This window comes from Pseudogemmatithrix spongiicola (assembly GCF_030623445.1).
GTDB lineage: Bacteria > Gemmatimonadota > Gemmatimonadetes > Gemmatimonadales > Gemmatimonadaceae > Pseudogemmatithrix > Pseudogemmatithrix spongiicola.
The window spans coordinates 2,410,619-2,436,404 of record NZ_CP130613.1; the positions used below are offsets into that span (position 1 = coordinate 2,410,619).

The 25,786-nt window shown below is 68.8% G+C and carries 29 protein-coding genes; 21 read left to right on the forward strand and 8 right to left on the reverse strand.

Features of this window, described 5'->3' with window-relative positions:
• Positions 1-150 precede the first annotated feature (150 nt).
• Positions 151-1,188, reverse strand: coding sequence for an IS110 family RNA-guided transposase (locus Strain318_RS11090; RefSeq protein WP_367885697.1), 1,038 nt, complete (start codon positions 1,186-1,188; stop codon positions 151-153).
• 203 nt (positions 1,189-1,391) lie between these two features.
• Here Strain318_RS11090 and Strain318_RS11095 point away from each other — a divergent pair, with 203 nt between their 5' ends.
• The 4 genes from Strain318_RS11095 (at position 1,392) to Strain318_RS11110 (ending at position 3,721) form a co-directional block, all read left to right on the forward strand.
• The gene (locus Strain318_RS11095) at positions 1,392-1,673 is read left to right on the forward strand and encodes a type II toxin-antitoxin system RelE/ParE family toxin (RefSeq protein ID WP_367885761.1); all 282 of its coding nucleotides are present in this window, start codon (positions 1,392-1,394) and stop codon (positions 1,671-1,673) included.
• A 12-nt stretch (positions 1,674-1,685) separates the two neighbouring features.
• Entirely contained in the window at positions 1,686-2,000 is a 315-nt protein-coding gene (locus Strain318_RS11100) for a HigA family addiction module antitoxin (protein ID WP_367885762.1), read from the forward strand.
• Between the two features lie 886 nt (positions 2,001-2,886).
• The gene (locus Strain318_RS11105) at positions 2,887-3,213 is read left to right on the forward strand and encodes a DMT family transporter (RefSeq protein WP_367885763.1); all 327 of its coding nucleotides are present in this window, start codon (positions 2,887-2,889) and stop codon (positions 3,211-3,213) included.
• A gap of 118 nt (positions 3,214-3,331) precedes the next feature.
• On the forward strand, positions 3,332-3,721 hold the full coding sequence (locus tag Strain318_RS11110; protein WP_367885764.1) for a hypothetical protein: 390 nt from the start codon (positions 3,332-3,334) through the stop codon (positions 3,719-3,721).
• Between the two features lie 105 nt (positions 3,722-3,826).
• On the opposite strand, the gene Strain318_RS11115 is transcribed toward Strain318_RS11110, so the two are convergent.
• A complete protein-coding gene (locus tag Strain318_RS11115; RefSeq protein WP_367885765.1) occupies positions 3,827-4,096 on the reverse strand; it encodes a zinc ribbon domain-containing protein in 270 nt (89 codons plus the stop codon).
• Positions 4,097-4,659: 563 nt separating this feature from the next.
• Here Strain318_RS11115 and Strain318_RS11120 point away from each other — a divergent pair.
• The 3 genes from Strain318_RS11120 (at position 4,660) to Strain318_RS11130 (ending at position 6,342) form a co-directional block, all read left to right on the forward strand.
• The gene (locus Strain318_RS11120; protein WP_367885766.1) at positions 4,660-5,142 is read left to right on the forward strand and encodes a DUF6985 domain-containing protein; all 483 of its coding nucleotides are present in this window, start codon (positions 4,660-4,662) and stop codon (positions 5,140-5,142) included.
• A 324-nt stretch (positions 5,143-5,466) separates the two neighbouring features.
• Positions 5,467-5,673, forward strand: coding sequence for a hypothetical protein (locus Strain318_RS11125; protein ID WP_367885767.1), 207 nt, complete (start codon positions 5,467-5,469; stop codon positions 5,671-5,673).
• Positions 5,674-5,829: 156 nt separating this feature from the next.
• Complete coding sequence (locus Strain318_RS11130; protein WP_367887911.1) at positions 5,830-6,342, forward strand: cation transporter; 513 nt, start codon at positions 5,830-5,832, stop codon at positions 6,340-6,342.
• Here Strain318_RS11130 and Strain318_RS11135 read toward each other — a convergent pair.
• A complete protein-coding gene (locus Strain318_RS11135; protein ID WP_367885768.1) occupies positions 6,339-8,333 on the reverse strand; it encodes an alpha/beta hydrolase family protein in 1,995 nt (664 codons plus the stop codon). The genes Strain318_RS11130 and Strain318_RS11135 overlap by 4 nt on opposite strands.
• Before the next feature lie 167 nt (positions 8,334-8,500).
• Between Strain318_RS11135 and Strain318_RS11140 the strand changes: the two genes are divergently transcribed.
• The 3 genes from Strain318_RS11140 to Strain318_RS11150 all read left to right on the forward strand — a co-directional run bounded on the left by Strain318_RS11140 (position 8,501) and on the right by Strain318_RS11150 (position 11,114).
• On the forward strand, positions 8,501-9,100 hold the full coding sequence (locus tag Strain318_RS11140; protein ID WP_367885769.1) for a hypothetical protein: 600 nt from the start codon (positions 8,501-8,503) through the stop codon (positions 9,098-9,100).
• Between the two features lie 92 nt (positions 9,101-9,192).
• The gene (locus Strain318_RS11145; protein ID WP_367885770.1) at positions 9,193-10,149 is read left to right on the forward strand and encodes an NAD(P)H-binding protein; all 957 of its coding nucleotides are present in this window, start codon (positions 9,193-9,195) and stop codon (positions 10,147-10,149) included.
• A gap of 56 nt (positions 10,150-10,205) precedes the next feature.
• Positions 10,206-11,114 (forward strand): ATP-grasp domain-containing protein, encoded by a 909-nt coding sequence (locus Strain318_RS11150; protein WP_367885771.1) that lies wholly within the window; start codon positions 10,206-10,208, stop codon positions 11,112-11,114.
• A gap of 24 nt (positions 11,115-11,138) precedes the next feature.
• On the opposite strand, the gene Strain318_RS11155 is transcribed toward Strain318_RS11150, so the two are convergent.
• Positions 11,139-11,708: an ATP-dependent Clp protease proteolytic subunit gene (locus Strain318_RS11155; RefSeq protein WP_367885772.1), complete on the reverse strand. Its 570-nt coding sequence runs from the start codon at positions 11,706-11,708 to the stop codon at positions 11,139-11,141.
• A gap of 180 nt (positions 11,709-11,888) precedes the next feature.
• Between Strain318_RS11155 and Strain318_RS11160 the strand changes: the two genes are divergently transcribed.
• Genes Strain318_RS11160 through Strain318_RS11175 form a run of 4 tightly spaced genes read left to right on the forward strand, consistent with a single transcriptional unit; the run spans position 11,889 to position 14,722 of the window.
• On the forward strand, positions 11,889-12,737 hold the full coding sequence (locus Strain318_RS11160; protein ID WP_367885773.1) for a carboxypeptidase-like regulatory domain-containing protein: 849 nt from the start codon (positions 11,889-11,891) through the stop codon (positions 12,735-12,737).
• A gap of 1 nt (position 12,738) precedes the next feature.
• Positions 12,739-12,954: a (4Fe-4S)-binding protein gene (locus Strain318_RS11165; protein ID WP_367885774.1), complete on the forward strand. Its 216-nt coding sequence runs from the start codon at positions 12,739-12,741 to the stop codon at positions 12,952-12,954.
• A gap of 53 nt (positions 12,955-13,007) precedes the next feature.
• On the forward strand, positions 13,008-14,189 hold the full coding sequence (locus Strain318_RS11170; RefSeq protein WP_367885775.1) for an amidohydrolase family protein: 1,182 nt from the start codon (positions 13,008-13,010) through the stop codon (positions 14,187-14,189).
• On the forward strand, positions 14,186-14,722 hold the full coding sequence (locus Strain318_RS11175; protein ID WP_367885776.1) for a DinB family protein: 537 nt from the start codon (positions 14,186-14,188) through the stop codon (positions 14,720-14,722). Before Strain318_RS11170 ends, Strain318_RS11175 begins: the two co-directional genes overlap by 4 nt.
• Here the strand turns inward: Strain318_RS11175 and Strain318_RS11180 are convergent, their stop codons facing one another.
• On the reverse strand, positions 14,723-15,196 hold the full coding sequence (locus tag Strain318_RS11180) for a RidA family protein (protein WP_367885777.1): 474 nt from the start codon (positions 15,194-15,196) through the stop codon (positions 14,723-14,725).
• Positions 15,197-15,286: 90 nt separating this feature from the next.
• On the opposite strand from Strain318_RS11180, the gene Strain318_RS11185 reads away from it, so the two are divergent.
• Positions 15,287-16,249: a VOC family protein gene (locus Strain318_RS11185; protein ID WP_367885778.1), complete on the forward strand. Its 963-nt coding sequence runs from the start codon at positions 15,287-15,289 to the stop codon at positions 16,247-16,249.
• Positions 16,246-16,968, forward strand: a complete 723-nt coding sequence (locus Strain318_RS11190; protein ID WP_367885779.1) for an SIMPL domain-containing protein — start codon at positions 16,246-16,248, stop codon at positions 16,966-16,968. Before Strain318_RS11185 ends, Strain318_RS11190 begins: the two co-directional genes overlap by 4 nt.
• Positions 16,969-16,970: 2 nt before the next feature.
• On the opposite strand, the gene Strain318_RS11195 is transcribed toward Strain318_RS11190, so the two are convergent.
• Together Strain318_RS11195 and argG are read right to left on the reverse strand one after the other, a co-directional pair.
• Complete coding sequence (locus Strain318_RS11195; RefSeq protein WP_367885780.1) at positions 16,971-17,420, reverse strand: hypothetical protein; 450 nt, start codon at positions 17,418-17,420, stop codon at positions 16,971-16,973.
• 76 nt (positions 17,421-17,496) lie between these two features.
• Complete coding sequence (argG, locus tag Strain318_RS11200) at positions 17,497-18,831, reverse strand: argininosuccinate synthase (protein WP_367887954.1); 1,335 nt, start codon at positions 18,829-18,831, stop codon at positions 17,497-17,499.
• Between the two features lie 120 nt (positions 18,832-18,951).
• On the opposite strand from argG, the gene Strain318_RS11205 reads away from it, so the two are divergent.
• Together Strain318_RS11205 and Strain318_RS11210 are read left to right on the forward strand one after the other, a co-directional pair.
• Entirely contained in the window at positions 18,952-20,106 is a 1,155-nt protein-coding gene (locus Strain318_RS11205; protein WP_367885782.1) for a selenium-binding protein SBP56-related protein, read from the forward strand.
• A gap of 24 nt (positions 20,107-20,130) precedes the next feature.
• Positions 20,131-21,444, forward strand: coding sequence for an APC family permease (locus Strain318_RS11210; RefSeq protein ID WP_367885783.1), 1,314 nt, complete (start codon positions 20,131-20,133; stop codon positions 21,442-21,444).
• Here the strand turns inward: Strain318_RS11210 and Strain318_RS11215 are convergent.
• Complete coding sequence (locus Strain318_RS11215; RefSeq protein ID WP_367885784.1) at positions 21,420-22,379, reverse strand: DUF808 domain-containing protein; 960 nt, start codon at positions 22,377-22,379, stop codon at positions 21,420-21,422. The genes Strain318_RS11210 and Strain318_RS11215 overlap by 25 nt on opposite strands.
• Positions 22,380-22,482: 103 nt before the next feature.
• Between Strain318_RS11215 and Strain318_RS11220 the strand changes: the two genes are divergently transcribed.
• The 3 genes from Strain318_RS11220 (at position 22,483) to Strain318_RS11230 (ending at position 25,692) form a co-directional block, all read left to right on the forward strand.
• Entirely contained in the window at positions 22,483-22,806 is a 324-nt protein-coding gene (locus Strain318_RS11220) for a heavy metal-binding domain-containing protein (protein ID WP_367885785.1), read from the forward strand.
• Between the two features lie 145 nt (positions 22,807-22,951).
• On the forward strand, positions 22,952-23,635 hold the full coding sequence (locus tag Strain318_RS11225) for a DUF305 domain-containing protein (protein WP_367885786.1): 684 nt from the start codon (positions 22,952-22,954) through the stop codon (positions 23,633-23,635).
• 44 nt (positions 23,636-23,679) lie between these two features.
• On the forward strand, positions 23,680-25,692 hold the full coding sequence (locus Strain318_RS11230; protein WP_367885787.1) for an LVIVD repeat-containing protein: 2,013 nt from the start codon (positions 23,680-23,682) through the stop codon (positions 25,690-25,692).
• Positions 25,693-25,786 lie beyond the last annotated feature (94 nt).

Consider the following 25,786-nt stretch of genomic DNA (forward strand, 5'->3'; position numbering starts at 1 on the left):
GAGGCCCGCGGCCTCGGCGCATTGGGGTCTGCGAAGGAGTGGTGGCGCCAACTATGGGTCGGCTCTCACCAGCGGCCATAAAATGCGTCGCGCTCACCACGCCCGATTCAGTCATCTCGATCCTACGCAGGTCCTGCATGCCCGCGGTGCTTACGCGGCGTGCACCGGCTCGCTCGGCGGCATCCGCAGCTGGCCCGCGTCATACGCCCGCTGATCCCGCCACATCGCATACAGGATGCCCGCGAGCCGCCGCGCCAGCGCGACCGCCGCGATCTTCTTGCCCCGCCGATGCAGGATGCGCTGCGCCCACGCGCGCAGCACCGCGGTGTCGGCCGCCTTCGAGCGGAGGATGCGCCACGCCGCCTCGACCAGGAGATAGCGCGCGCGGCGGTTGCCCGCCTTCGTGATGTGCCCGACCCGGCGCTTCTCGCCTGAGCTCCGCTCCCCGGGCACCAGCCCGAGGAAGGCCTCGAACTGGTGCGCCGACGGGAACCGGCCGACGTCATCCGCAATCGCGACGAGGCCGCTCGAGGTCACCGGCCCGATGGAGGGGGCCGTCTGCAGCAGCGCCACGATCGGGTCCGTGCGCCCCAGTGCCGCGATGCGCGCGTCCGCGGCCTCGATCTGGACGTTCAGCGGGCCGAGGACCGCGATCAACGGCGCGAGCTCGGCCGCCAGCGTCGACCCGAGGGGGAGCGCCGTGAGTCGCTCGACGAAGTTCGCGGCCGTGCTGCTCGGCACGCGCAGGCCGTCGCGGCGCACGAGCGCCTTGGCGAGCGCGATGCACCGCGTGCGCGTGCGGACCAGCGCCTCGCGCACCGCCAGCTCGGCGCGCACGTGGCGGCGCGCGGCCGACACGCGGTGCGCTGGCCGATAGGCGCCGAGCCGGAGCGCGTCGGCGAGGGTGCGCGCATCGCGCCTGTCCGTCTTCACGCGCCGACTCCGCGTGGCGTACATCGGCGCGAAGTTCGGGTCGGCGACAATCACCGCGTGGCCGAGCGCCTCCAGGTGACACGCGACCCATTCGCTCTCGGTCGACGCCTCGACGAGGATCCGCGCGGGCGGACGCGACCCCAGCACCGCCGTGAAGCGGTCACGGCTCGTGACGATGCGCCGCTCCGTCGCGTGCCCCTCCGCGTCGAGGATGCAGAGTTGGCTCTCGCGCTTGTGGAGATCAATCCCTATCATATCCATGGCGGCTGGCCTCCGCAGTGTGCCCCGTCGCGAGACGGTGAGCACGGTAGATGGTATGGGGCAGAACCTTGCACCCCGCGATGGGCGGAGGTCCAGCCGCCGCTTCATACCAACTATGGGAGCGCTTGCAGCAGAAGCATACGTTATGCGAACACCGCCGACCTTGACGCGTGTCACGTGACGCGTTACATTTCAGCGTGATCAAGACCTTCGCGGACCGGCAAACCGAGGAGCTGTTCCGCACCGGCAAGGCGAAACGCGTGCCCGCCGACGTCGCCCGCCGCGCCCTGCGCAAGCTCGCCGCCGTAGACGCCGCCACCCAGGTCTCCGATCTCAAGGTGCCGCCCGGCAATCGCTTGCACGCCCTCAAGGGTGATCGCGCCGGACAGCACGCCATATCCGTGAACGACCAATGGCGCATCTGCTTCCGGTTCGCGGACGGGGATGCGTTCGACGTGGAGTTCTGCGATTACCACTAGCTGGAGTGTCTCATGAGCATTGCCAACACCAAGCCGCTTGAGCGGCGCCCCATTCATCCGGGGGAGATTCTCCGCGAGGACTTCCTCCCGGAGTATGAGCTCTCGGTCACGGCGCTCGCCGAGGCCCTCGGCGTCTCGCGGCAGTCCGTCAACGAGTTGCTGCGCGAGCGGCGTGCGGTCAGCCCCGAGATGGCGCTGCGGCTCGGCAAGCTCTTCGGGACGTCGCCGGAGTTCTGGCTGAATCTCCAGCGGAACATCGACCTCTGGGACGCGGCGAAGGGGCTCAAGCGCGAAATCGCGCACATTCACCCCCTGCAAGTCGCATAACGCAGCTTGCTGCCGACGAGCGCGGGGGCGGTAGCGGTTGGGGGGCCACGGCTTCACTTTTTCCCGTGGCCCCCCAACCGCATCCTATGGGAGCACTCGAAGCAGAAGCACACGTTAGTGCGAGCAAAGACGAGATCGTGAATGCCGACGCCTTTTGTAATCGAAGTCTCGCTACCTCCTGCCCAGGTCCGCGCGCGAATAGCGGCGGCATTGAAGCCTGTCCCGCTTCTCGCGGCCGTGAGGCCTCCGGCCGACAGCACGCAGTTCTGGGGACGCGTTGACGCTCGTCAATTGGAGGTGCGGCTACCTCATTCAGGTCGCAACTCGTTTCGCGCAACGCTCACGGGATCACTCGCACCCATCGCCGGCGGCACACGTCTCACGATTCGTCCGACTGGGTTCGCGTTTGCGCCCGTGATCTTCGTTGTATGGTTGTCGACTGTGGTGTCGTGGGGCATCGCCGCGTTCCGTCGAGGTGACGGGCAGTCCTTACTCATACTCGGGGGAATGGCTGCCTTCGGCGTCTGGATCCTGAGAATGGGCTGGCGCATTTACGACGAGCAAGCGAAAGAGCTCGAAAGGCGACTCCGCGCGGCGCTCGAAGCACCGTAAGTTCGGAGCGCGCCGCACCACCGACGCTTGCCGCCGATGGCCACCGCTAGGGATGGGTTTGGCGGGGCGTCCGTGATGGCCTGGGTTGGTTGCGCACGCCCCGCCAAACCCTCCTCATTGGAGCGTCCACAGCAGAAGCACACGTCATGTTGATGCACGCGATCGACTAGCTTTCCAGAGCACGGCGCGCTCCTCGCGCCCGCCGCCCGCGAGGACGACCCCGCGGAGTCCATGCCGCCCCGGGACGACCCGGACTGTCGCGAGCATTCTGAACATGAACTGGTTCCTCCTCACCCTGGCGGGCCTTCTCGAGGTCGGCTGGGCCATCGGCTTGAAGAAGTCCGAAGGCTTCGCTCACCTCGGACCCTCACTCGCCACCCTCGGCGCGATGGCGCTGAGCTTCTGGCTCTTGAGCATCGCGATGCGCTCGCTTCCGCTCGGCACTGCCTATCCGGTCTGGGTCGGCATCGGCGCGGTGGGATCGGTGGTCGCCGGGAGCTGGCTCTTCGGCGAGTCACTCACGGTGCTGCGCGTCGTCAGCGTCCTGCTCATCATCGTTGGCATCATCGGTCTCAAGCTCGCCACGCCCGTACCGGGGTGACGGCCCGATGGAGCATTGCACGGCCTAGCGGCCGCCACACAACTGCATCTTATTGGAGCAACCGCAACAGATGCACTCGTTGCTCGGACCCGCAGTGGTAGAAGGCCACGCTCCCACCATGTCGCACGCATTCAGCGCGAACCTCTTCACCCTCTGCGCGGGCACCGTGACGCTCTTCCAGCTCGCGCTCGTCGCCGGCGCGCCGTGGGGACAGCTCACGCAGGGCGGACGCGTCGGTGGTGCCCTGCCACTCGCCGGTCGTCTCGTCGCCTTGGCATCGGCCCTCCTCCTGGTCGCGTTCATCGTCGCCGTGCGCGCCCGTGCCCGCACCGATCGATTCCGCCGCATGGCCTGGGTCGTCGTGGCCTACTGCGCCCTCGGCATCGTCGCCAACGCCGCCACGCCGAGCGCCCCCGAGCGCGCCCTCTGGCTCCCGGTCGTCACCCTGATGTTCGGCGCGAGTCTCCACGTCGCGCGTCGGCGCGCGCCGACGCGCGACGTTCCATGAGAAGCGCCTCACACGAACGGCATCCGTGTAGGATCCGGGAAACCTGTCGGATCTCACGCCAGCCGCCGAAGCATCGCCTCGGCGGGTCTTCACGCTCCGCAGGCGCTACGGCTGCCAGCGCTTGAGCTTTGGGATCTCACGGGCCGCCCAGCGCGCCAGAAAGCGCGGCCAGTGCTGCTTGGTGGTCAGGATGTTCACGACGAAGTCCTTCATCTGTTCAGCCGTGTCATCCGGCCGGAAGAACCTACCGTTGGCGTAGCAGAGCCCGCAGTACATCGGCGACGGCGAGCCGTCAGCCTCGGTCCCCCGCTTCTCGGGACCCTTGCCCATCGGCATTCCGCAGCTCTGGCAGCGTTGGTAGATGGTCCTGTCCATGACAGCAGTTTACGCCCCACCAACCGCCGTAGCAAACCGGGTTGAGGGCGGAAGCGTCGCGTGCTGCCGACGGCCAGCCCACGGTAGCGCGGGCTGCGCCCGCACGGTCCATTGGAGGGCCCGAGCAGACGCATACGTTACGTGGACACACCCAGTCGAACGCCGCGCTGTTCACCGCGCCGCACTTTCTCTCGAAGCGTCCGCTCCAGTTGCAGGCGCTCGACCGAGGCAAGACTCGCAGCCGTGGGGGACAACGCTGCACGACTCCGACCGGTGAGGTGCTGTACACGCTCGTGTAGGCATGCTTCGCCGCGTGCGGCTTCGGCATCCTCATCGCAGCCGCCCGGCACCGGCTCGTCGCCGCCACCGTGATCATCGCCGCGGTCGCACTCGACACGCCGGTCCTGGCGTTCACTCGCTCGCGGTGCCCGCGCACGGATGTCGCCGCTTGCCGCGAGTACACGTGCGAGTGACGACCTAGCGGCCGCCGCACCACTGCTTTCTATTGAGATGTTCAGAGTAGAAGCACACGTTCTTCTGACCGCCTCTCCTGAGGCTTTTCGATGGGCTTGTTCGGACCGGATCCATACACCGATGCGCACTTCGGAGTGTTTACCCGTCGCAGGGGAGTGTGGATTGCCCGCACCGCATTGCCCGGGCTCGGGACGGTTGAGCTCTGTGTCGCTGGCGATCGCAAGGCCCCGAATCAGCCAAGCCTCGCCCTCGCGCATGAGGCGGCGTTGCAGTACCGCGCGCTCCGGGAGGAGATCGGCCGCTTGCTCTTTGAACACCTTGAGCCCTATGCGGACGCCGTACGCGAGGGCGAACTCGAGGCCGATGCATTCAATCCCGCGGCATTGCGTGGCCCTGACGACGTATGGTCGCACGTTGAGGTGCTGGCCGTACACGTGGACACCGCGCGCCAGTCGTTCCCGATCGAGGTCCAGGTGCAGGTGGCTTGGGACGAGGAGCATACACTTGGCCTGCGCATCCGCGACGGGCGGCTGGTCGAACTCTGTGGCAGCGTTTTGCCGCCGTCCGCCTGACGACGCTCGCTACGGGCAGAAGCACGCGTTACGCAGACCTGAACTGATTTTCGAGTTGCTCTCGTGCAACCCGTTCCCGCTGCTAACGTGCTGGATCCGCCATGGGCTGGGCACTCTGGCTCGTCGGCGTCTTCATCCTCTGCTTCGCCGGCGCCGCAATGCGGAGCCACGTCCAGCGGCTCACCGCGCCTTCCCGCACCTCACGCGCCGAGACGCTCGGACAGGCGGAGCTGTCGAAGAGGACTATCTGTTGATGCGTAGGGTGGGCGAGGCGTCCACGGCAGAAACACAGACTCCTGACAACTTTCCCATCGACACGTCACCATGAAGCCCTCTGCGACCCCCGTATCGTCTGCCCGGCGGCGCTTCGCCATCGGGTTCATCGCTGCGCTCAGCGTTGCGTTCACCGGGCTTGCCGTTTGGCGGGCAGTCTTGGCGCTGCGCGGTGAGCGGGAGTTCCCCATCCTGGGCGCGCTCGGAGGCACCGCCGCCATCATCGGCCTGTGGCGCGCGCTTCGAGATGAAGCCTGACGCCACCCACCCCAACGCCTCCGCGTTTCCCGCCGGCCTCTCCGGCCCGGCGCTGCGGGCGCTCGCCGCGGAGGCCATCCGGCGTGAGAGGCAGCGGTGAGTGACGAGCATCTCGGGCGCCGCGCACTGACCACGCTGTTGGCACTGAACGGCGCGATGTTCGTCGTGGAACTCGCCAGTGGCTGGCATGCGGAGTCCATGGGCCTCGTCGCGGACGGCCTCGATATGGGCGCCGATGCCGCCGTCTATCTCCTTGCCCTGCTCGCCATGGCACGGGGAGGTCCATCTCCAAGCCGCGTGGATCCTTTCGGCCACCGACGTGCAGGCGAACCTCAGCGTCCTGCTGGCCGCTGCGCTCGTGGCGCTGCTCGACTCCGCGATTCCCGACCTCGTCATCGGAGCGGTCGTCTGCGGTCTGGTGTTCCGCGGCGCCATCCGCATCAACCGGCGGGTTCGTGCCGCAAGTCGGTCCTGATTTGCGGTGCGCGCCGAACGCCGCCGGATCGCCTGGTCCTTGACCTCGTCGGCGATGTGCCCATCGGCTGCGCCGCCGTCTGGGCGCGACCGCCGGGCTGGTTCCCGCTGGGCTTGGCCGCCGCGTGCTTCGCCGGCTACGGGGCCCGGGCCCTAGTGGCTCGCCGCGTCGCGCTCGGTCCCATCAAGTCCTAAGGCCGCGGGCGCGCCGCCGGCGTGTGCTTTTCGAGCCAGTCGATCCATCGCGTGACGCGATCGACCGCAAAGCTGGGCCGCCGGATCCCGTGGTTCTCGCCGGGATACACGACGAGCTGCGTCGGCACGTTCTGCGTGCGCAGCGCGAGGTACATCTGCTCGCTGCCGGCGATCGGCACGTTGAAGTCGTCGGCGCCGCCCATGAACAGCGTCGGCGTCTTGATGCGTTCGGCGCGCCAGAAGGCGTACGAGACCTTCTCCCAGAGCCGCGGGTTCTTCCACGGCGGCCCGAGCTCGGCGTCGTACTGCGACGGATACTGGTCGCTGCCGTACATCGACGTGAACAGTGAGCTGCCCGCCCCACTGATCGCCGCCTTGAAGCGCGTCGTGGTGGCGATGAGGCAGTCGGTGAGAATTCCTCCGTAGCTCCAGCCCCCCACACCGAGGCGCGCGGAATCGGCGATGCCGCGGCGCACGGCTTCATCGACCGCGGCCATGAGATCCTCGACTTCCTTGCCACACCAGTCGGCGTAGATGGCGCGCTGGAACGCCTCGCCGCGTCCGCTGGACCCGCGATAGTTCATCTGCAGCACGTTCCACCCCGCCGCGGCCAACGCCTCCTTCTCGAGCCAGAACGACCAATCGTTCTGCGCCACGGGGCCGCCGTGGATCCAAAGCACCGTGCGCTGCGGGCGTGAGGCATCGGCGCCGAGCGCGCGCGTGAGGATGCCGTGCACCATGGTGCCGTCGCGGCTGCGGGCGGCGAACTCTTCCGCCTCGGCCGTGCGCACCTCGGCGCGCCAGGCATCGTTCTCGCGCGTCAGGCGGCGCAGCGAATCGCCGTCGAGCGCGAAGAGCTCCGCCGGCGTCGCCACGTCGGACACGCGCAGCGCGATGCGGTCGTGGGCCTGATGCACCGCGTCGACGGCGCGTCGGCCATCGATGAGGCGCGTGATGGCGCCATCGGCGACGGCGATGCGCACGAGTGGGGCACGGCGGTCGTCATCGAGGATGGTGAGTACGGCGGCGCCGTCCGCGGTCCACACGGGATCGGACTGCGGGCGGTCGAGCGCGGGCGCGAGGACGCGCGGCGTTCCGCCGGCCGCCGGCATCACGGCGATGCGCGGCGTCCCGTACATGGGGACCGGGGTGAAGGTGCCCTGGATGAACGCGATCCACTGACCGTCGGGGCTAAACGTCGCCGAGCGTTCGTAGGCGGGACTCGACGTCAGGCGCTGCGGCTCCGCGCCGGCGCGCGCGTCAACCACATACAGATCTGACTCGTCGCTGCGGTCCTCGTCCGTGTGCCGCGCGCTGGTGAAGACGATGCGCCGGCCGTCGGGCGACCACGCGGGCTCGCGGTCGTCCGCATCGCCGCGCGTGAGCTGCGCGAGTGTCTTGCTCGCGACCTCGAACAGGTACAGGTGCGTACGCCGACGGTCGAGCCAGCCGTCGCCGTCGCGCTTGGCCAGGTAGCGGTCGATGACGATCGGGCGCGGGCGCGTGGTATCGGCCTTGGCGAGCGAGTCGACGTCCTTGGAGACGATCACGATACGGCTGCCGTCGGGCGACCAGGCGTAATCATCCACGCCTTCGTCGAGCTCGGTGACACGCTGCGCCTCACCGCCGGCGCGCTCGAGCAGCCAGAGCTGCGAGGCATCGCTGCCTTGGCGCGAAGAGACAAAGCTCAAGTAGCGGCCGTCAGGACTCCAGCGCGGATCGGATTCGCTCTCGCTGCTGGAGGTCAGCCGCAGCCTGCGCGTGCCGTCCCACCGTACCATGTAGATGTCGGAGTCGCGCTTGTCCTTCGTGGAATCCACGCGCGAGACCGTGAAGACGACCCACTCGCCGTCGGGTGAGACGCGCGGTTCCCCGACGGCGCGGAGACGCAGCAGGTCGGCGGGGACGATGGCCCGGGCGGATTGGGCGGTGAGCGGCGCGGCGCTCAGGACGGCGAGGGCCGCAGCGGCGGCAATCGGACGGAATTCCATGCGGAGAGTATGCGCAGTCCGCGCCCTTGCCGCCACGGCTGGCGGTGGTTCCGCGACGGGTGAGCGATTCCCTTCCACAGCTTCGGTGATTCTCCGGATGTCGGCGTGCCCTCCGGCGCCGCAAGGTGCAGGCAGCATCCCCGCTCTCCCCGCTCCGGAGGTTCCCCATGCGTCACTCGCTGCTTGGTCGCGCGGCGCTCGTCGCGCTCACGACGTTCGTCTTGCCGACGCCGTCCCTGGCACAGAACGACCTGGTTGCACTCGATCGCGTGCACGAACTCTACGTGAGCGGGCGGTCTCGCGAGGCGGCGATGGCGCTGGCCGGCGTCTCCGCCGCGTTCCGGCAGGAGATTGGCCGCTGCAAAGACCCGGAGATCGGCGCCAAGCTGCTGGACCTCGAGCCGCGCACCGACGCATTGGTTTCGCGCCTTGGCAATGGTCGCGTCTCGAACGCGCAGGAGCTGACGCAGGAGTTCGTGCTCTTCGATCGCGCCCTCGCGGAGAATCACCTGCAGCTCGCCGAGCTGGGCTGGAGCCAGCGTCGCAACGGCCGTCTCGACGCCGTGGGACGCGATCTCGACCTCGCGGTGCGGTACGCGGAGCGCAGCGTGCGCTGGACGCAGCGTACGCCGGATGCCGGCACCCGTGCGGCCCTGGATGCAGCGCGGGGCACGGCGGCGCAGCTGATCGCGACGCCCGCGCAACCGCCGGTGGACGCCGAGCGCAGCTTGGCCGCGCTGGCGACGGTCGTGAAGGGGAATCCGTAGGCGGCAACGCGCGCAACGGCGTTAGAATTGGGGCGTGATTCCCTCCGACGCACGCCCCATGCGCTTGATGACCGCCCAGCACGATTTCCGTGATGCGTAGAGTGCTGCTGGTCGGCGCGACAGGCAGCATCGGACGCGCGACGGCGCAGGCGCTGGTCGATGCCGGCTGTGCCCCGGTCGCCATCGTGCGTCCGGGGCGCGAGGTGCAGATGCCTGCCGGTGTCGAAGTTCGCCAAGCCAACGTGCGCGACGCCGCCTCACTCGCCGGCGACGCGTTCCGCGGCGAACGCTTCGACGCCGTCATCTCCTGCCTCGCCTCCCGCACCGGCGCTCCGAAGGACGCGTGGGCGATCGACGACGGCGCCAATCGTGCGGTGCTGACCGAGGCCCAGCGCTGCGGCGTGCCGCACTTCGTGCTGCTCTCGGCGATCTGCGTGCAGAAGCCGCGGCTGGCCTTCCAGCACGCCAAGCTCGCGTTCGAGGAGACGTTGGCCGAGAGCGGAATCCGCTACTCAATCGTGCGGCCGACGGCGTTCTTCAAGTCGCTGTCCGGGCAGGTCGAGCGCGTGAAGCGCGGCAAGCCGTTCCTGCTCTTCGGCGATGGGGCGCTCACGGCCTGCCTGCCGATCAGCGACGCGGACGCGGCGCGGTACCTCGTGGAATGCATCGCGGACGAGTCGCGCTGGAACCGCGTGCTGCCGATCGGCGGACCGGGCCCGGTGCTGACGCTGCGCGAGCAGGGCATGCTGCTCTTCGAACTGACCGGGCAGCCTCCGAAGTTCCGCTCGGTGTCGCCGAAGCTGCTCCTGGTGGTGGCCTCGCTGCTGGACGCAGTGGGCGCGCTGATTCCCCCGCTGCTCGACAAGGCGGAGTTCGCGCGCATCGGGCACTACTACGCGACGGAGAGCATGCTGCTCTGGGACGAGGCGCGCGGCCGCTACGACGCCGACGCGACGCCGCGCTACGGCCGTGACACGCTGCGCGAGCACTATGCGCAGTTGCTGCGCGGCGAGATTGGGGACGACCGCGGGGCGCACGCGGTCTTCTGATCGCGGGCGCACGGCCGCTGCCGTCGGGCACTTCTCGGCGGCCCTACCTTTCACGGATGCCCCGCACCGCCGACATCGCCCTCGTCTCCGAGCGCCGCTACGTGGGCCGCGAGCCCGCCGCCGACGACTGGTATCTCCGCAACATCCTGCACGACGACCGCCTGCTCACGGAGGCGTTGGCCGCGCGGGGGCTCTCAACGGAGCGGGTGGATTGGTCGGATGCGTCCGTGGACTGGGCGTCGTACCGGCTCGCCGTGTTCCGCACGACCTGGGACTACTTCGACCGCTTCCCCGAGTTCACCGCCTGGCTCAAGCGTGCCGAGCGCCTCGTCCCCTTCATCAACGACGCGCGCACGGTGTGGTGGAACCTCGACAAGCACTACCTCGGCGACCTCGAGCGCCGCGGTGTGGCGATCGTGCCGTCCGTCTACCACGAGGCCGCCAGTCCCGAGACCTTGCCTGAGCTCGTCGCGCGCTGTGGCTGGGACGAAGGCGTGCTCAAGCCCTGCGTGAGCGGGGCGGCACGGCACACCTACCGCGTGGACGCCGCGAACGCGGCCGCCTTGCAGGAAACGTTGGCGCCGGTGCTCGCGCAGGAGGCGTTCATGTACCAGCCCTTCGTGCGCGACATCCAAGTCGGCGGCGAGCGGTCGGTGATGGTGCTCGACGGCGTCGCGACGCATGCCGTGCAGAAAGTGCCGAAGGCCGGTGACTTCCGCGTGCAGGACGACCATGGCGGCACGTGGTCGCCGTACGAGCCGACGGCCGCGGAGATCGCCTTTGCGCAGCGGGCGATCGCGGCGGTAGACCCGCACCCGCAGTACGGGCGCGTGGACATCGTGCGCGGGAACGACGGGGCGATCCAGCTCATGGAGCTGGAGCTGATTGAGCCCGAGCTGTGGCTGCGGTCCAAGCCGGAGGCCGCGGCGCGATTCGCGGCGGCGATCGCGGCGGCGGTGCCGTAAGCCACCGCCGCCGTCGCGCTCAGGTCAGCTGAGCTCGGTCACCGAGCTGATGATCTTGCCGGCGACGCCGTATTCAATGGCCGTCTCGGCGTCGAGCCAGAAGTTGCGGTTGGTATCGTCCTCGATGCGATCGATCGGCTGACCCGTCGCGACGGAGAAGATCTTGTTGAGCCGCTCGCGCATCTTGAGGATCTCGCGCGCTTCGATGGCGATGTCCGCCGCCGTGCCGCCCATGCCGCCGGCCGGCTGGTGCAGGAGGAAGCGCGTGTTCGGCAGGCAGAAGCGACGCTCGCGCGGCACTGACACATAGATGAGCGCGCCGGCGCTGGCCACCCAGCCCGTGCCGACGATGCGCACCGGCGCGTCCACGAACTTGATCATGTCGTGGATGGTGTCGCCGGCCTCGACATGCCCACCCTGCGAGTTGAGGTAGATCGTGATCGGCGCCTTGGACTCGGTGCTCATGGCCAGCAACTGCGTGGTCACGCGCTCGGCGAGCTCTTGGTCGATGCCGCCGCTGATGATGATGGCGCGGGCCTTGAAGAGGCGTTCGGCGTAGGGATCGTGCAGGATCTGGGTCGCGTTGCTGCTCATGAAGTCTCCACGGCCGCGGGGGCCGAATGTGTCAGCGGGCGCACTGGCGCCACGGAAGGGAATCTAGCCCGCGGACCGTCGTCGTCGAAGGGGAGGCCCCGGCCTTCGTCGCGGCTGGCCCTCGCCTGCGCCGGTGGCCATGATTCGAGGATGCCGATGCGCCCGATCCCACCCCGGTGGATGGCTGCCGTGACCGGCGGCGCAGCGCTCTGCGCCTGCGGAATCGGCGCGCCGGCGTCGGAACCGGAGCCGCGCCTGCCGGTCGTCGTCAGCCCGATCGTCGGTGCCGTCATCCGCGACAGCGTGCGCGTACGGTGGGACGTGCCGGAGCGCCCGGGGCAGCTGAGCGACGAGCGACTCGCGGAGTTGCGGCCACGCATCGCACGATTAGTCGCCGATCCGGATACGTTCCGGATGGGACTGACGGACTCGGTGTTCCTTGGCCAGCGTGTGCGCGTACTCGCCGTCGACAGCGAGGGCAGCGTTCTCGGCGAGCTCAGACGCTACGGGTTCTCGCTTCGGAACGGGCTTTCGATCACGCCAAGCGGGGCGGTGCGGGCGCAGTACTTCGTCGCCGGAACGTTCACCGCGACACTGTCGCGGTCGCGGCAGCCAAGCCTATTCAGCGCGGTGCCGGCGGCGACCGTCACCGTGCTGGTGCAGGACAGCGTCGGCCGTCCCGCGCCGGTGTTCGCCCGAGCCGGAACGGTGCGGCTCCGCGGCGTGGTGCGGGACACCGCGGGGACTGCGATGCCAGGCGTGCCGGTGTTCGTCGCGCGCCATGGCGTGAGACTCGCCGCGGATACCACGGACGAGTTTGGGCGTTTCGCGCTCGATAGCCTGCCATCGGGCGTGCTGCGCGTCGTCGCACGCAGCTTTGGACAGACGCCCGCCACGGCCGAAGTCTTCACCACGCCCGGCACGACGTTCGTGCGCGCCCTGCAGCTCGGACGTCTGTCAGCCACGCTCGAGCCCGTGCGCACGGACGGGCCACGCGGGACACCTCACACCCTTCGGCCGGAGCACTAGCATGACCAAGCGCCTGCAGACCTACCAAGGCAACGGTGTCGAAGTCACCTTCGACCCCAACATCTGCACCCACTCTGCGAAGTGCGTGCGCGGACTGCCCGCAGTGTTCGACACCCGTCGCCAGCGCTGGGTGGACGTCGACGCCGCGAGCGCCGACGAGATCATCGCACAAGTGGCCAAGTGTCCGTCGGGAGCGCTGCAGGCGCGGAAGCTCTAGGAGAGCGAGGTCGCGTGGGAACCTGGAGCCCCGCTTCTGGCTATTGTTCTGTCATGCGCCTTCTTCTTGCCCTCCTGATCTTCCCCGCCCTCCTCGTCGCCCAGCCGGGCGGCCAGCAAGGCGGCGTGACCATCCAAGCCGGCGAAGAGTGCCCGCCGGGCATGACCGAAGTGCGGCCGCGCAATTGCCGCGCCCCCACGATGCCGGCACCGAGCATCCTCGACTACCGGCCCCGCAACACGGTGGTGAGCGCGGACCAACCGGTGCCGCGCGCCAAGTTCCCGGCCGTGGACTTCCACGGCCATCCGGCGCCGATCCGCAGCGCCGAGCAGCTCGACGCGCTGCAGCGCGAGTTCGACGCGATGGGCCTGGGCGTCATGATCGCCGCCAACAACGTGAGTGGCGATGCGCTCAAGGCACAGGTGGCCGTCGTGCAGGCGCATCCGACGATGCGCAATCGCATTCGGTTCCTCACGGGCATCAGCTTCGCGAACGTGGGCCCCGGCTGGGCCGAGCGCGCCGTAGCACAGCTCGAAGCGGATGTCGCGGCGGGCGCCGTGGGCGTCGGCGAGATCGGCAAGGGCTTGGGGCTCAGCACGCGCAAGGCCGACGGCACGCGCCTCGCGATCGACGACCCGGCGCTGGATCCCGTGTGGCAGGCGGCGGCGCGTCTCAAGATTCCCGTCTTCATCCACACCGCCGACCCGGCGGAGTTCTGGCAGCCGATCGACTACAAGAACGAGCGCTGGCTCGAGCTCGCGCTGTTCCCCAACCGGCGCTACGGCGAGGAGTTTCCGAGCTTCGAGCAGCTGGCGCAGGAGCGCGACCGCATGATCAAGCGCAACCCGAACACGACGTTCGTGGTGGCGCACATGGCCTGGTACGCGAACGACCTGCCGCGCCTCACGCGCATGATGGACGAGATGCCGAACATGCTCGTCGAGGTCGGCGCGGTGCTCTACGACATCGGCCGCCAGCTGCGGGCCATGCGGGACTTCTTCGTGAAGTACCAAGACCGCATCCTGTTCGGCAAGGACTCGTACCAGCCCGAGGAGTATCCGTACTACTGGCGCGTGTTCGAGACGCGCGATGACTACTTCGACTACTACCGCGACTACCACGCGTTCTGGAAGCTCTACGGCATCGACCTCCCGGACGCGGTGCTGCGGAAGGTGTACTACCAGAACGCGCTGCGGATCATGCCGACCGTGCCGCGCGCGGCCGGGATGCAGTGAGCGACGGCTTCCGCCTCGACGAAGCGCGTGCGCTGCTACTGCGCACGCCGCGGGTCCTCGAGGCGTGGCTGGGCGGCTTGCCCGATGCATGGCTGCATGTCACCGAAGGGGCTTCCACGTGGAGCCCCTTTGACGTGCTCGGGCATCTGATCCACGGGGAGGAGACCGACTGGATCCCCCGCGCCCGGATCATCCTCGGTGATGCCGCGGACAAGACGTTCCCGCCGTTCGATCGCACCGCGATGTTCGAGGCGAGCCGCGGCAAGTCGGCGGACGTGCTGCTCGAGCGCTTTGCGACGCTGCGCGCCGAGAGTGTGCGCACGCTGGACGGCTGGACGCTCGGCGACGCGGATCTCGCACGCCGCGGCGTGCACCCCGCCTTCGGCGAGGTGACGCTGCGGCAACTGCTGGCGACGTGGACCGCGCACGACCTCGGCCACCTCGCGCAGGTCGCGCGGGCAATGGCGAAGCGGTACCGCGAGGAGGTGGGGCCGTGGCGAGCCTACCTCTCGCTGATGGACTGGAAGGACTGACTACGGCCGCGGGGCGCGCACGGCGGTCACCTCGATCTCCACGGTGGCGCCCTCGGCGAGCAGCCGCGTGATCTGCACCCAGGTCGCCGCCGGCGTGTGTCCCGCGTACGCCCGCAGGCGCGCCGGGTTCGCCGCCGCGAGCGCCTCGATGTCCTTCGCGTAGGCCGTCTCCTTCACCACATCCTGCATCGTGAAGCCATTCACGCGCAGCGTGCGCTCGATGCGCCGATAGATGTTGGTGATCTCCTCTTCCATCGTGCGGCCGCCGCTCACGGTGCCGGAGACGTAGATGGTGTTGCCGACCACGATCGCCTGCGCGTAGCCCCATTCGGTTTCGCTGGGGGCATGCTGGTGGTAGATCGTGCGGTCGCCGCGCGTGTAGGAGGAGTCGCGGGCCTGCACGGCTTGGGCGGTCGCGGCAGCGGGGAGGGCCAGCGCGGCGAGGGCCGCCGCCAGGAGAAGTCGCGTGTGCATGGTCGTCGGGATCGTAGGGTCCGCTAGCCGTACGGACGCCCGTGCGGCAATGTTTTGGGGTCGATGTCGCCCACCTTTCACTGCCTTCGCATGCGCCGCCTGCTGAGCCTGCTGCTTCTCTGTTCGGTCACCGGACTTGCCCGCACCGTTGCCGCGCAGGCGCCGGGACCGGCGCGCCCGGCCACCCTCGGTCTCCAGGCCAACATCACCTTCCTCTACTACCGCGACATCCCGCGCGCGCAGCGCTTCTATGAGGACGTGCTTGGACTCACGCTCACGGTGGATCAGGGCTACTCCAAGATCTACCGCGTCTCCCCGACGTCGTACGTCGGCCTCGTGGACGAGTCGCAGGGCTTACACCGCGCCGCACCGCAGAAGCCCGTGACGCTGAGCTTCGTGACGGCCGAGGTGGACCAGTGGTACGCGTACCTGCGCGGCCGCGGCGTGGAGATGGTGCACGAGCTCGCCGACGGCCGCCGGCAGCCCACGCGTGGCTTCGTGGCCAAGGATCCCGAGGGCTACTATCTCGAGTTCGAGACCTTCCGCGACGACCCGCAGAACGCGACCATCCGGCCGCAGCTGGCGCTGTCCCCCGGCGGTGGCCTGCAGCGCGACGCGACGCTCTACGTGGAAGACTTCCTCAAGCGCTACCTCGGCCAGTTCGACGCCTCGCGGGAGCATCCCGAAGGCTGGAACCCGCTCACGGTGCTGCGTGACGACCTCTCGCCGACGCTGATGCGTGCGCTCCAGGAGGACCGCGATGCGGCCGTGGCCAACGACGAGGAGATTGTTGGGCTCGACTTCGATCCGTTCATCAATGCCCAGGACGTCTGCGACGGGATGGAATCGCGTGCGGCCGTCGCGACTGACACCACGATGGACGTTGCGGTGTATGACCGCTGCGACTGGGGACACCCGCTGGTTCCGGACGTGATCTACGTGTTGCAGCGTCGCGGCAACCGTTGGATCATTGCCGACATCCGCTACGCGGGCGGCCAGTCGCTCCTCGAAGTCCTCGCCTACTACGCCGAACAACGGAAGCAACCCCAATGACGCTCGACCGCAACAATTCGATCATCCTCGCCGTGGGCATCGCGCTTGGCGGGCTGCTGGCCGGCCATGGCGTGGTGCGCGCCAAGGCCGCCGAGCGCTACGTGACGGTGAAGGGCGTGGCGGAGCGCGAGGCGGTGGCGGATCTCGCGATCTGGCCCCTGCGCATCGTCGCCGCGGAAGATGACCTCGGGCGCGCCAACAGCGACCTGCAATCCAGCGTGACGCGCATCAAGCGCTTCCTCGCGCGGCACGGCGTGGACACCACGCAGATCACGCTGCAGGACTTCGCCGTCCGCGACAAGCAGGCGCAGGAGTACGGCGGGCAGATCGGCGGGCCGCGCTATCTCATCACGCAGACGGTGCTCGTACGCTCGACGCAGCCGGAAGTGGTGGCGGCGGCGAGCCAGCGCGTCGCCGAGCTCGTGAACGAGGGCGTGGTGCTCTCGAGCGGCGAGCAGTACGGCAACGGCGGACCGACGTTCGTGTTCACGGGCCTGAACGCGCTCAAGCCCGAGATGATCGCGCAGGCCACGGCACGCGCACGCGAAGCCGCCCAGCAATTCGCCGAGGATGCCGGCTCGTCGCTGGGCGGGATTCGCCAGGCCAATCAGGGGTACTTCGAGATCCTGCCGCGCGACCAGGCGATGGGCATCGGCGAGGCGAGCCAGGTGAAGAAGACGATCCGCGTGGTCGCGACGGTGGAGTACCTGCTGAAGTAGCGCTAGGGCTTCGGGAGCACCGGGCCCTGGGCGTCGATCGGTGGCGCGGCGGCCGCGGGGCCCATTCCCAGCCCGACGATCTTGCCCTCGCTGTCCAGCACGACCCGGAACAGGAAGTCGTCGGGAAACTCCGTCATCTTGGATGTGCGCCAGTACTGCCGCGCGCCGTTGCGCAGGTTCCAGCGCTCCTCCACGACCTGCGTCTCGCCGCCTGCGCGAAGGCTCAGCTGCGTGAGGCCCTGCACGATGCCGTCACGGCCGCCGAGATCCGCGATGACCTCGGGCGTCATCATGCGCATCAGGCTATCGGCCTGAATCGCGTAGAAGTAGCGCGCCGCGCGGCGGGCGATGTCGAGCGAGTCCTGCGGCAAGGCTTGCTGCGCCTGCAGCGGCGCGGCTCCTGCCAAGAGCGCGGCGGCGACCAGCGCGATGCGGTACGGACGTCCAGACATGGCACACTCCGGGAAATGCGAAGGGCTGCGTGGCATCGCCTACGCAGCCCTCCCCCTCTCCGGTTTCGTGCGGCGCCTACTCGTGCTTGCCCGGCAGGTGCGGGAGCTGCTGCCCCGCCCCGCTGCGCAGCAAGCCGCTCTTGGTATAGACCTCGAGCTTCTCGCGCGTGTCCACGATGTCCAGGTTGCGCATCGTCAGCTGCCCGATGCGGTCCGCCGGCGTGAAGAACGCCTCGCCCTTCTCCATCGTGAGGCGCTCCGGCTTGTAGGTGAGGTTCGGGCTCGACGTATCCATGATCGAATAGTCGTTGCCGCGGCGCAGCTCCAGCGTGACCTCGCCCGTGATGGCGCGCGCCACCCAGCGCTGGGCACTCTCGCGCAGCATCAGCGACTGCGGGTCGAGCCAGCGCCCCTGGTACAGCAGGCGGCCAAGCTTCTTGCCGTGGATGCGGTATTGCTCAATGGTGTCTTCGTTGTGGATGCCCGTCACGAGGCGCTCGTAGGCGATGAACAGGAGCGCCATGCCCGGCGCCTCGTAGATGCCGCGGCTCTTGGCCTCGATGATGCGATTCTCGATCTGGTCCGTCATGCCGAGCCCGTGCCGTCCGCCGATGGCGTTCGCCTCGTAGAACAGGTCGAGCAGTGACGCGAAGGACTTGCCGTTCAACGCCACGGGCGTGCCTTCCTCGAAGCGCACGCTCACGGTCTCCTTCTTCACCACGCAGTCGTCCTTCCAAAACGGCACGCCCATGATCGGCTGCACGATGTGCATGCCCTTGTCGAGGAACTCGAGGTCCTTGGCTTCGTGCGTGGCGCCGAGGATGTTCGAGTCCGTCGAGTAGGCCTTCTCCGTGCTCATCTTGTACTCGAAGCCGTTGGCGACGAGGTACTCGCTCATCTCCTTGCGGCCACCGAGCTGGTCGATGAACGCCTGGTCGAGCCAGGGCTTGTAGACCTTGAGCGACGGGTTGGTGAGCAGGCCGTAGCGGTAGAAGCGCTCGATGTCATTGCCCTTGAAGGTCGAACCGTCGCCCCAGATGTTCACGTCGTCTTCGCGCATCGCGGCGACGAGCATCGTGCCGGTGACGGCGCGACCGAGCGGCGTCGTGTTGAAGTACGTCTGCCCACCAGTGCTCACGTGGAATGCGCCGCTCTGGATCGCGGCGATGCCCTCGGCGACGAGCTCATGCCGGCACTCGACCAAGCGCGCCTTCTCCGCCCCGTAGGCCATGGCCTTGCGCGGGATCTCCTCGTAGTCGGATTCATCCGGCTGGCCGAGGTTGGCGGTGTACGCGAACGGGATGGCACCCTTGGCGCGCATCCAGTGGAGGGCGGCGGAGGTATCGAGGCCGCCGGAGAAGGCGATGCCGACGCGCTCACCCTTGGGGAGCGCCTGGAGGATCGTGGCCATTGCGGGTTCTGCTGGAGAAACGAACGTAGGCGAACCCGAGAAAGATAATCCCCTCGGCGGACTTGCCGGGGGTCGCATCCAGCGACAGGCTTCCCTGACCCCTCACTCGCGAGCCAGCCGATGCCCCGCCCCCTTCGTGATTCGCTACTCGTGCTCGCGGCGTCTCTTGCAGTCGGCTGTAGCGGCCCCTCAGGGCCGACGCAGGTAGTGTACGCGTGGACCGCAGGTGCAGACAGCAGCGCGGCCGACTTTCTGGCGGTCGTGGACGTCGACAGCGGCAGCCCGACGTATGGTGAGGTGCTACAGCGCGTCGAGGTCCCGGGGCGCGGCAACCGCCCGCACCACAGCGAGCACGAGCTCGCGGGCGACGGCCGGCTCTTCGTAAACGGCTTCGCGAGCGGCCAGAGCTGGGTCTTCGACGTAAGCGATCGTACGCAACCGCGCATCGTCACGCAGTTCGGTGATATGGCGGGTTACTCGCACCCACATTCCTTCATCAGACTGCCGAACGGCAACGTGCTCGGCACGTTCCAGATGCAGCATCTGAACAAGGGCATGCGCCCCGGCGGACTCGTCGAACTCACCCCCGACGGGGCCGTCGTGCGCGCCTCGGCACCGCAGCCGTCGTCCGTGACCGCCGCGACCCGTGTGTACTCGGGCGCAGTCGTGGAAGCGCTCGACCGCATCGTGACGACCACCACCGACATGGACGGCGACGATCCCGCGTCCCGCCAGGTCCAAGTGTGGCGACTGTCGGACCTGACATTGCTGCACACCATCACGCTGGCAGACGGGCCGCGTGGCGGCGAGGGGATGTACACGGCGGAGCCACGCCTGCTCGGCGACGGCAGGACGGTCTTGGTCTCCACCTTCGCTTGCGGGCTTTACCTGATGCAGGGCCTTGAGAGCGAGCGCCCGAGCGCCGAGCTCGTGGCGTCGTTTCCGGAGAAGGACCGGACGAACTGTGCGATTCCCGCAGTCGTCGGCGACTACTACCTCGTGACGGTGCCGGCGTACTCCGCCGTGGTCGCCCTCGACATCTCGAACCCCGGCGCGCCGCGCGAGGTCTCACGCGCCGTGTTTGATAGCACGGATGTCCCGCATTGGCTGTCGGTCTCGCCCGACCGGCGGCGCGTGGTGGTGACCGGATACGCGACGATGCAAACGCGGGTGGAGCTGCTGTCGTTCGACCCGGCCACGGGCGCGCTTGGCAAGCAGCGCACGATCGCCGACGTCGGCGGCATCCCGCACGGCGCGGTCTTCAGCCGTCCCTGAGCGACGTTCCGCACTGTCCCGTCGATGACGCGCGCTCCACAATCGGATCCGCAGCCCACGCTGCGAAGCTTCGGCTTGGCCTCCGCCACTGCCGTGTTGATCTCCAATATGGTCGGCACCGGCGTGTTCACCTCGCTGGGCTTCCAGGTGGTGGACCTCTCGAGCGGTTTCGCGCTGCTCGCGCTCTGGGCGGTCGGCGGCTTGCTCGCCCTGAGCGGGGCGCTGTGCTACGCGGAGTTGGGCGCGATGTACCCGCGCTCGGGCGGCGAGTACGTGTACCTCACCGAGGCCTGGTCGCCGCGGCTGGGGTTCATCGGCGGATTCGTCTCGATGACGGCCGGCTTCGCCGCGCCAATCGCCATCGCCGCGATGGCGTTCGGCCGCTACGCGGCGCAGGTGCTGCCCGTGGCGCCGATGCTGGCCACGGCGGCCGTGCTCGCGCTCGTCGCCGTGGTGCAATGGAGCGGCGTCTCGTTGGCGCGTCAGTTCCAGGTGGCGACCACCGGCAGCACACTGCTGATCATTGCCGCATTCATCGTCACCGGGCTCGTGATCGGGCCGGTGGAGCCGCTGTCGTTCGCGCCGGACGCGGAGGCGTTCCGGCAGATCGCCACGGCGCCGTTCGCGATCTCGCTCATCTACGTCGTGTACGCGTACACGGGGTGGAATGCGATCGGCTACGTGGCCGGCGAGGTCGCGGAGCCCCAGCGCACGATTCCGCGCGCCGTCGTGGGCGCCGTGCTGCTGGTCGCGCTGCTCTACCTCACGCTGCACTTCGTGTTCCTGCGCACCGTGCCGCTCGACGCGCTGCGCGGCACGGTGGAGGTGGCCTCCCTCTCGGCCACGCGCATCCTCGGCGTCGCCGGCGGCCGCGTGATGAGCGCGCTCATCGCACTGGTGCTCGTGGCGACGATCAGCGGATTCCTACTCGCCGGCTCGCGCGTGACGCAGGCGGTGGGCGAGGGCACGGCGCGTCTGGCCTGGCTGGGTGCGCGCGGCGGCGATGGCGTCCCGCGGCGCGCGCTGGCGCTGCAACTCGCGCTGATCGCACTGCTCATCGCCACCGCGAGCTTCGAGACCGTGCTGGCCTACGCGGGCATCGTGCTCAACCTGATGAACCTGCTCGCGGTGGCCGGCCTCATGAAGCTGCGGCGCGCGGCGCCGGCGCTGGCCCGTCCATTCCGCACGCCGCTCTATCCCCTCGTGCCGCTCACCTTCGCCGCGCTGTCGACCTGGATGATCGCCTTCGTCATCTGGCAGCGGCCCAGCGTGATCCTCGCCGCGCTCGGCACGCTCGTCGCGGGCTCGGCGCTCTATTCCTTCGTGTCGCGTCGCTGAGCGGCGGGCTGGAGCCGGCGTCGCACGAGGCCAACGACGCCCAGCAGGCCCACGACGAGACCGCCGGCCACGATGCCGACCAGCGCGTCGGCAAGCAGTTTCACGACGCCGCCCGCAGGTCCCGCCGCGTGCTCCACGCTCGCGACGAGCTGCTCGATGGCGGGAACGCCGTGCGCCACGATGCTGCCGCCGACGAGGAACATCGCCGCCGTGCCGACCACCGATAGCGTGCGCATGAGCCACGGCGCCATCCGCAGGATCGCGGCGCCGAAGGCGCGGCTCGACGCCGCCGCTGGGTTGTCGCCCGCGGCGCGCAGCAGCTGCAGGCCGAGGTCGTCGAGCTTGACGATGCCCGCGACCAAGCCGTAGACCAACACCGTGATGCCGATGGCGATGGCGCTCAGCGCAGCGATCTGCTGGCCAATCGGCGCATCAGCCATCGTGCCCAGCGCGATGACGACGATCTCCGCCGAGAGGATGAAGTCGGTGCGGATGGCCCCACGGATACGGCCGCGCTCAAGCGCGACGACGTCCACCGCGGGATTCACCAAGGCCGCCGCCATCGTCGCGCGCGCCGCCTTGTCCTCGGGCGTCGGAGCGCGATGCGCGACCTTGTGCCAGACCTTCTCGAATCCCTCGTAACACAGGAAGATGCCGCCGACCATGAGCAGCGGCACGATCAGCCGCGGCGCGAAGGCGCTGATCAGCAACGCCGCCGGGACGAGGATGAGCTTGTTTACGAAGGAGCCCTTCGCCACGGCCCAGACCACGGGAATCTCGCGGTCGGGCGTGAAGCCCGTCACCTGCTCCGCGTTCAATGCGAGGTCGTCACCGACGACACCGGAGGTCTTCTTGACGGCGACCTTGCTGAGCACGGCGACGTCGTCGAGCAGCGTCGTGATGTCGTCGAGGAGGGCGAGGAGACTGGAAGCCATGGCTAGAAAGCAAGCTTTTGCCTGACACAGGGCAAGTGCCGTCGCCGTAGTTTTCCGGTACGCCGCACGCCGCGGCGTCGCCACCGGGAGGAAGCGCAGCGCCATGCTCGTCGTCACCACCGATACCATCGAAGGCCGCCCCGTCAAGAAGACCCTCGGACTCGTCTCCGGCGAGGCCATCCTCGGCGCGAACATCTTTCGCGACTTCTTCGCCGGTATCCGCGACATCGTCGGCGGACGATCGGCGGCCTACGAGGAGGAGCTGCGCAAGGCGAAGGACATTGCCATCGCCGAAATGCGCCAGCAGGCGGCGGAAATGGGCGCCAACGCCGTCGTCGGCGTGGACCTGGACTACGAGAACATCACCGTAGGACAGACAGGCGGGATGCTCATGGTGAGCGCGAGCGGGACGGCAGTCGTCGTGTAGGCGGAATCGGCCCCCAGCAGGGGGCAGCTCGGCCCCGCCGCAACGCGGCTCGGCCCGCATGAAACCCTGCCCCCTCGGTCGCTGTAGATTACGAACGGCCAACCCCGGCAGCCCGCGGGGTGTCTATCCTAATTGCTAGGACTCGATGCGCACGTCTCTCTCTCTCCTCCCGCTGCTCGCCCTCGTCGCGGTGGCTGCCTGCGCCCCACAGGGCGGCGTGGCGACCGGCCCGACGCCGATGACTGAGGCCGATCGTGTCCGTGCCGACTCCATCCGGCTGCCGTACACGGATGCCGACGTCACATTCATGACCGAGATGATCGGGCACCACGCCCAGGCGATCCTCATCTCGCGGTGGGTCCCCAGTCACACGGACGATGCGGAGATGCGGACGCTCGCCGCCCGCATCATCAATGCCCAGACCGACGACATCGCCCTCATGCGCCGCTGGCTGGCCGAGCGCGGCAAGCCGGTGCCCAGCGTGACACCCGACGGCGTGCTCGTGCCGCCTCCCGCCGACCCGAACGACGAACACGCGGGGCACGACATGGGCGGGCACGACCATTCGATGATGGCCGGCATGCTCACGCCGGCGCAGCTCACCGAGCTCGACGCCGCACGCGGCGACCAGTTCAACATCCTGTTCCTCCAGCGGATGATCAACCACCACCGGGGCGCGGTCACGATGGTGCAGACGCTCATCCGCGACGGCGGCGCGATCGACGAGACCGTGTTCCGCTTCGCCGCCGACGTCGAGGTGGACCAGTCCACCGAGATCCGGCGCATGCTCACCATGCTCCTCGAGCGCGACGGGCTCCCGCCCGCATGACTTTGCAGTTCCCCCAGCAGGATCACCAACAGCAGAGGGTTCCGATGAAGCAGATGTTCCATCGGGCCGCGCTGGCCGCCGCTGCGATCGTTGTCGCCGCGTGCACCCAGCAGCCGGTCCAGACCTCACCCGCCACGACCCAGTCGAACAGCCAGCTGCGCGGCCCGACGGGTACGCGATTCCAGAACGACGCCCGCGTCGGACTCTCCGCCGGCCTCTTCGACGCCGGTGTCGCCACCAGCGGCATGCGCGTCGTCGCGTCCGCGCGCTCGCCCGAGGGCTTCCTCGGCATCACGAACTCCGACCTGGCCTTCAGCGGCAACTACGTCATCCAGGGCAACTACAACGGCCCGGTGATCTGGGACATTTCGAACCCGGCCAACCCGACGCTCGTCGCCGCGGTGACCTGCCCGGCCTCGCAGAACGACGTCTCGGTCTACGGCAAGCTGCTGTTCCTCTCGGCCGAGGCCTTCAACGGCCGCACCGACTGCGGCACGCAGGCCCCGACCGGCCAGTCGAACCCGGCCCGCTTCCGCGGCGTCCGCGTCTTCGACATCTCCGACATCCGCAACCCGAAGCTCGTCGCCGGCGTGCAGACCTGCCGCGGCTCGCACACGCACACCGTGGTCGAGAATCCGCGTGACCGCGAGAACATCTACATCTACGTCTCCGGCTCGGCGCCGATCCGCCCGGGCAGCGAGCTCGAAGGCTGCACCACCGACGATCCCGCGCAGAACCCGAACTCGTCGCTGCTCAAGATCGAGATCATCAAGGTGCCGCTCAACAACCCGGCGGCCGCCGCGATCGTGAACCGCGCCGACATCTTCACCGGCCTCACCGAGTCGGCCTCGCACGGCCCGACGGAAGCCGAGCGCCGCGTCGCCATCACCCGCGCCGACTCGGCGCGCCGCGCCGGTGGCTTCGTCGCCCAGAATCCGCAGACGAACCTGCCGATCATCCTGAATCCGAACTTCGTCCGCGCGCAGCTCGACTCGCTCGTGCGTGCGCGTGGCGGCTCCGGCGCGCCGACCGGTGCCGACAGCACCGCGCTGCGCACCGACCTGCAGAGCATCGTGAACCGCCTCTTCGGGCAGGGCGCGCAGCCCGGTGGCCCGATCGGCCGCGGTCAGCAGTGCCATGACATCACGGTCTATCCGGCCCTCGGACTCGCCGGCGGCGCCTGCGAAGGCCACGGCATCCTGCTCGACATCTCCAACCCCGAGCGCCCGGTCCGCATCGATGCGGTCGCCGACTCGAACTTCGCCTACTGGCACTCGGCCACCTTCTCCAACGACGGCTCGAAGATCCTCTTCTCCGACGAGTGGGGCGGCGGCGGCGCGCCGAAGTGCCGCGACACCGACAACTACGAGTGGGGCTCGAACGCGATTTTCCGCATCGAGAACCGCAAGATGATCTTCGAGAGCTACTACAAGATCCCGACCGTGCAGACGGCGCAGGAGAACTGCGTCGCCCACAACGGTTCGCTGGTGCCGGTGCCGGGCCGCGACATCATGGTGCAGTCCTGGTACCAGGGCGGCGTCTCGGTGTTCGACTGGACCGACCCGAAGAACCCGCAGGAGATCGCCTTCTTCGACCGCGGTCCGGTCGATGCCAACCGTCCGTCGATGGGCGGTGCCTGGTCCACGTACTGGTACAACGGCGCGATCTACTCGTCCGAGATCGCCCGTGGCCTCGACGTCGCCGAGCTCACGCCGACGCAGTACCTGACGCAGAACGAGATCGATGCGGCCAAGACGGTCCGCTTCAACGAGTTCAACGCGCAGGGTCAGCCGCAGCTCAACTGGCCGCCGAGCTTCGCGCTCGCCAAGGCCTTCCTCGACCAGGCTGAGCGCAACAACTGCCTCTCGGCCTCGCGCGTGGGGGAAGTCCGCACGGCCATCGCGGCCGCCGAGCGCACGACGGGCACGGCGCGTCAGCAGGCGCTGCAGGCACTGGCCGGCACGCTCAACCGCGATGCCAGCAACAGCTGCGACAACAACAAGAACCAGCAGCTCCAGCGCGCGCTCCAGCAGCTCGCGGGCGTGACGATCTCGTAAGTCCGTCAGTTCCGTTCGACCCGACGCCCCCGCGACCGGATGGTCGCGGGGGCGTCGTGCGTCCGGCCGATGCAACCGACGCCCGTGCATCGGC

Coding starts and splice junctions, on each gene's coding strand:
- Strain318_RS11090 (WP_367885697.1), bottom strand. CDS start 1,188: ATGATAGGGATTGATCTCCACAAGCGCGAGAGCCAACTCTGCATCCTC.
- Strain318_RS11100 (WP_367885762.1), top strand. CDS start 1,686: ATGAGCATTGCCAACACCAAGCCGCTTGAGCGGCGCCCCATTCATCCG.
- Strain318_RS11105 (WP_367885763.1), top strand. CDS start 2,887: ATGAACTGGTTCCTCCTCACCCTGGCGGGCCTTCTCGAGGTCGGCTGG.
- Strain318_RS11110 (WP_367885764.1), top strand. CDS start 3,332: ATGTCGCACGCATTCAGCGCGAACCTCTTCACCCTCTGCGCGGGCACC.
- Strain318_RS11115 (WP_367885765.1), bottom strand. CDS start 4,096: ATGGACAGGACCATCTACCAACGCTGCCAGAGCTGCGGAATGCCGATG.
- Strain318_RS11120 (WP_367885766.1), top strand. CDS start 4,660: ATGGGCTTGTTCGGACCGGATCCATACACCGATGCGCACTTCGGAGTG.
- Strain318_RS11125 (WP_367885767.1), top strand. CDS start 5,467: ATGAAGCCCTCTGCGACCCCCGTATCGTCTGCCCGGCGGCGCTTCGCC.
- Strain318_RS11130 (WP_367887911.1), top strand. CDS start 5,830: ATGTTCGTCGTGGAACTCGCCAGTGGCTGGCATGCGGAGTCCATGGGC.
- Strain318_RS11135 (WP_367885768.1), bottom strand. CDS start 8,333: ATGGAATTCCGTCCGATTGCCGCCGCTGCGGCCCTCGCCGTCCTGAGC.
- Strain318_RS11140 (WP_367885769.1), top strand. CDS start 8,501: ATGCGTCACTCGCTGCTTGGTCGCGCGGCGCTCGTCGCGCTCACGACG.
- Strain318_RS11145 (WP_367885770.1), top strand. CDS start 9,193: ATGCGTAGAGTGCTGCTGGTCGGCGCGACAGGCAGCATCGGACGCGCG.
- Strain318_RS11150 (WP_367885771.1), top strand. CDS start 10,206: ATGCCCCGCACCGCCGACATCGCCCTCGTCTCCGAGCGCCGCTACGTG.
- Strain318_RS11155 (WP_367885772.1), bottom strand. CDS start 11,708: ATGAGCAGCAACGCGACCCAGATCCTGCACGATCCCTACGCCGAACGC.
- Strain318_RS11160 (WP_367885773.1), top strand. CDS start 11,889: ATGGCTGCCGTGACCGGCGGCGCAGCGCTCTGCGCCTGCGGAATCGGC.
- Strain318_RS11165 (WP_367885774.1), top strand. CDS start 12,739: ATGACCAAGCGCCTGCAGACCTACCAAGGCAACGGTGTCGAAGTCACC.
- Strain318_RS11170 (WP_367885775.1), top strand. CDS start 13,008: ATGCGCCTTCTTCTTGCCCTCCTGATCTTCCCCGCCCTCCTCGTCGCC.
- Strain318_RS11180 (WP_367885777.1), bottom strand. CDS start 15,196: ATGCACACGCGACTTCTCCTGGCGGCGGCCCTCGCCGCGCTGGCCCTC.
- Strain318_RS11185 (WP_367885778.1), top strand. CDS start 15,287: ATGCGCCGCCTGCTGAGCCTGCTGCTTCTCTGTTCGGTCACCGGACTT.
- Strain318_RS11190 (WP_367885779.1), top strand. CDS start 16,246: ATGACGCTCGACCGCAACAATTCGATCATCCTCGCCGTGGGCATCGCG.
- Strain318_RS11195 (WP_367885780.1), bottom strand. CDS start 17,420: ATGTCTGGACGTCCGTACCGCATCGCGCTGGTCGCCGCCGCGCTCTTG.
- argG (WP_367887954.1), bottom strand. CDS start 18,831: ATGGCCACGATCCTCCAGGCGCTCCCCAAGGGTGAGCGCGTCGGCATC.
- Strain318_RS11205 (WP_367885782.1), top strand. CDS start 18,952: ATGCCCCGCCCCCTTCGTGATTCGCTACTCGTGCTCGCGGCGTCTCTT.
- Strain318_RS11210 (WP_367885783.1), top strand. CDS start 20,131: ATGACGCGCGCTCCACAATCGGATCCGCAGCCCACGCTGCGAAGCTTC.
- Strain318_RS11215 (WP_367885784.1), bottom strand. CDS start 22,379: ATGGCTTCCAGTCTCCTCGCCCTCCTCGACGACATCACGACGCTGCTC.
- Strain318_RS11220 (WP_367885785.1), top strand. CDS start 22,483: ATGCTCGTCGTCACCACCGATACCATCGAAGGCCGCCCCGTCAAGAAG.
- Strain318_RS11225 (WP_367885786.1), top strand. CDS start 22,952: ATGCGCACGTCTCTCTCTCTCCTCCCGCTGCTCGCCCTCGTCGCGGTG.
- Strain318_RS11230 (WP_367885787.1), top strand. CDS start 23,680: ATGAAGCAGATGTTCCATCGGGCCGCGCTGGCCGCCGCTGCGATCGTT.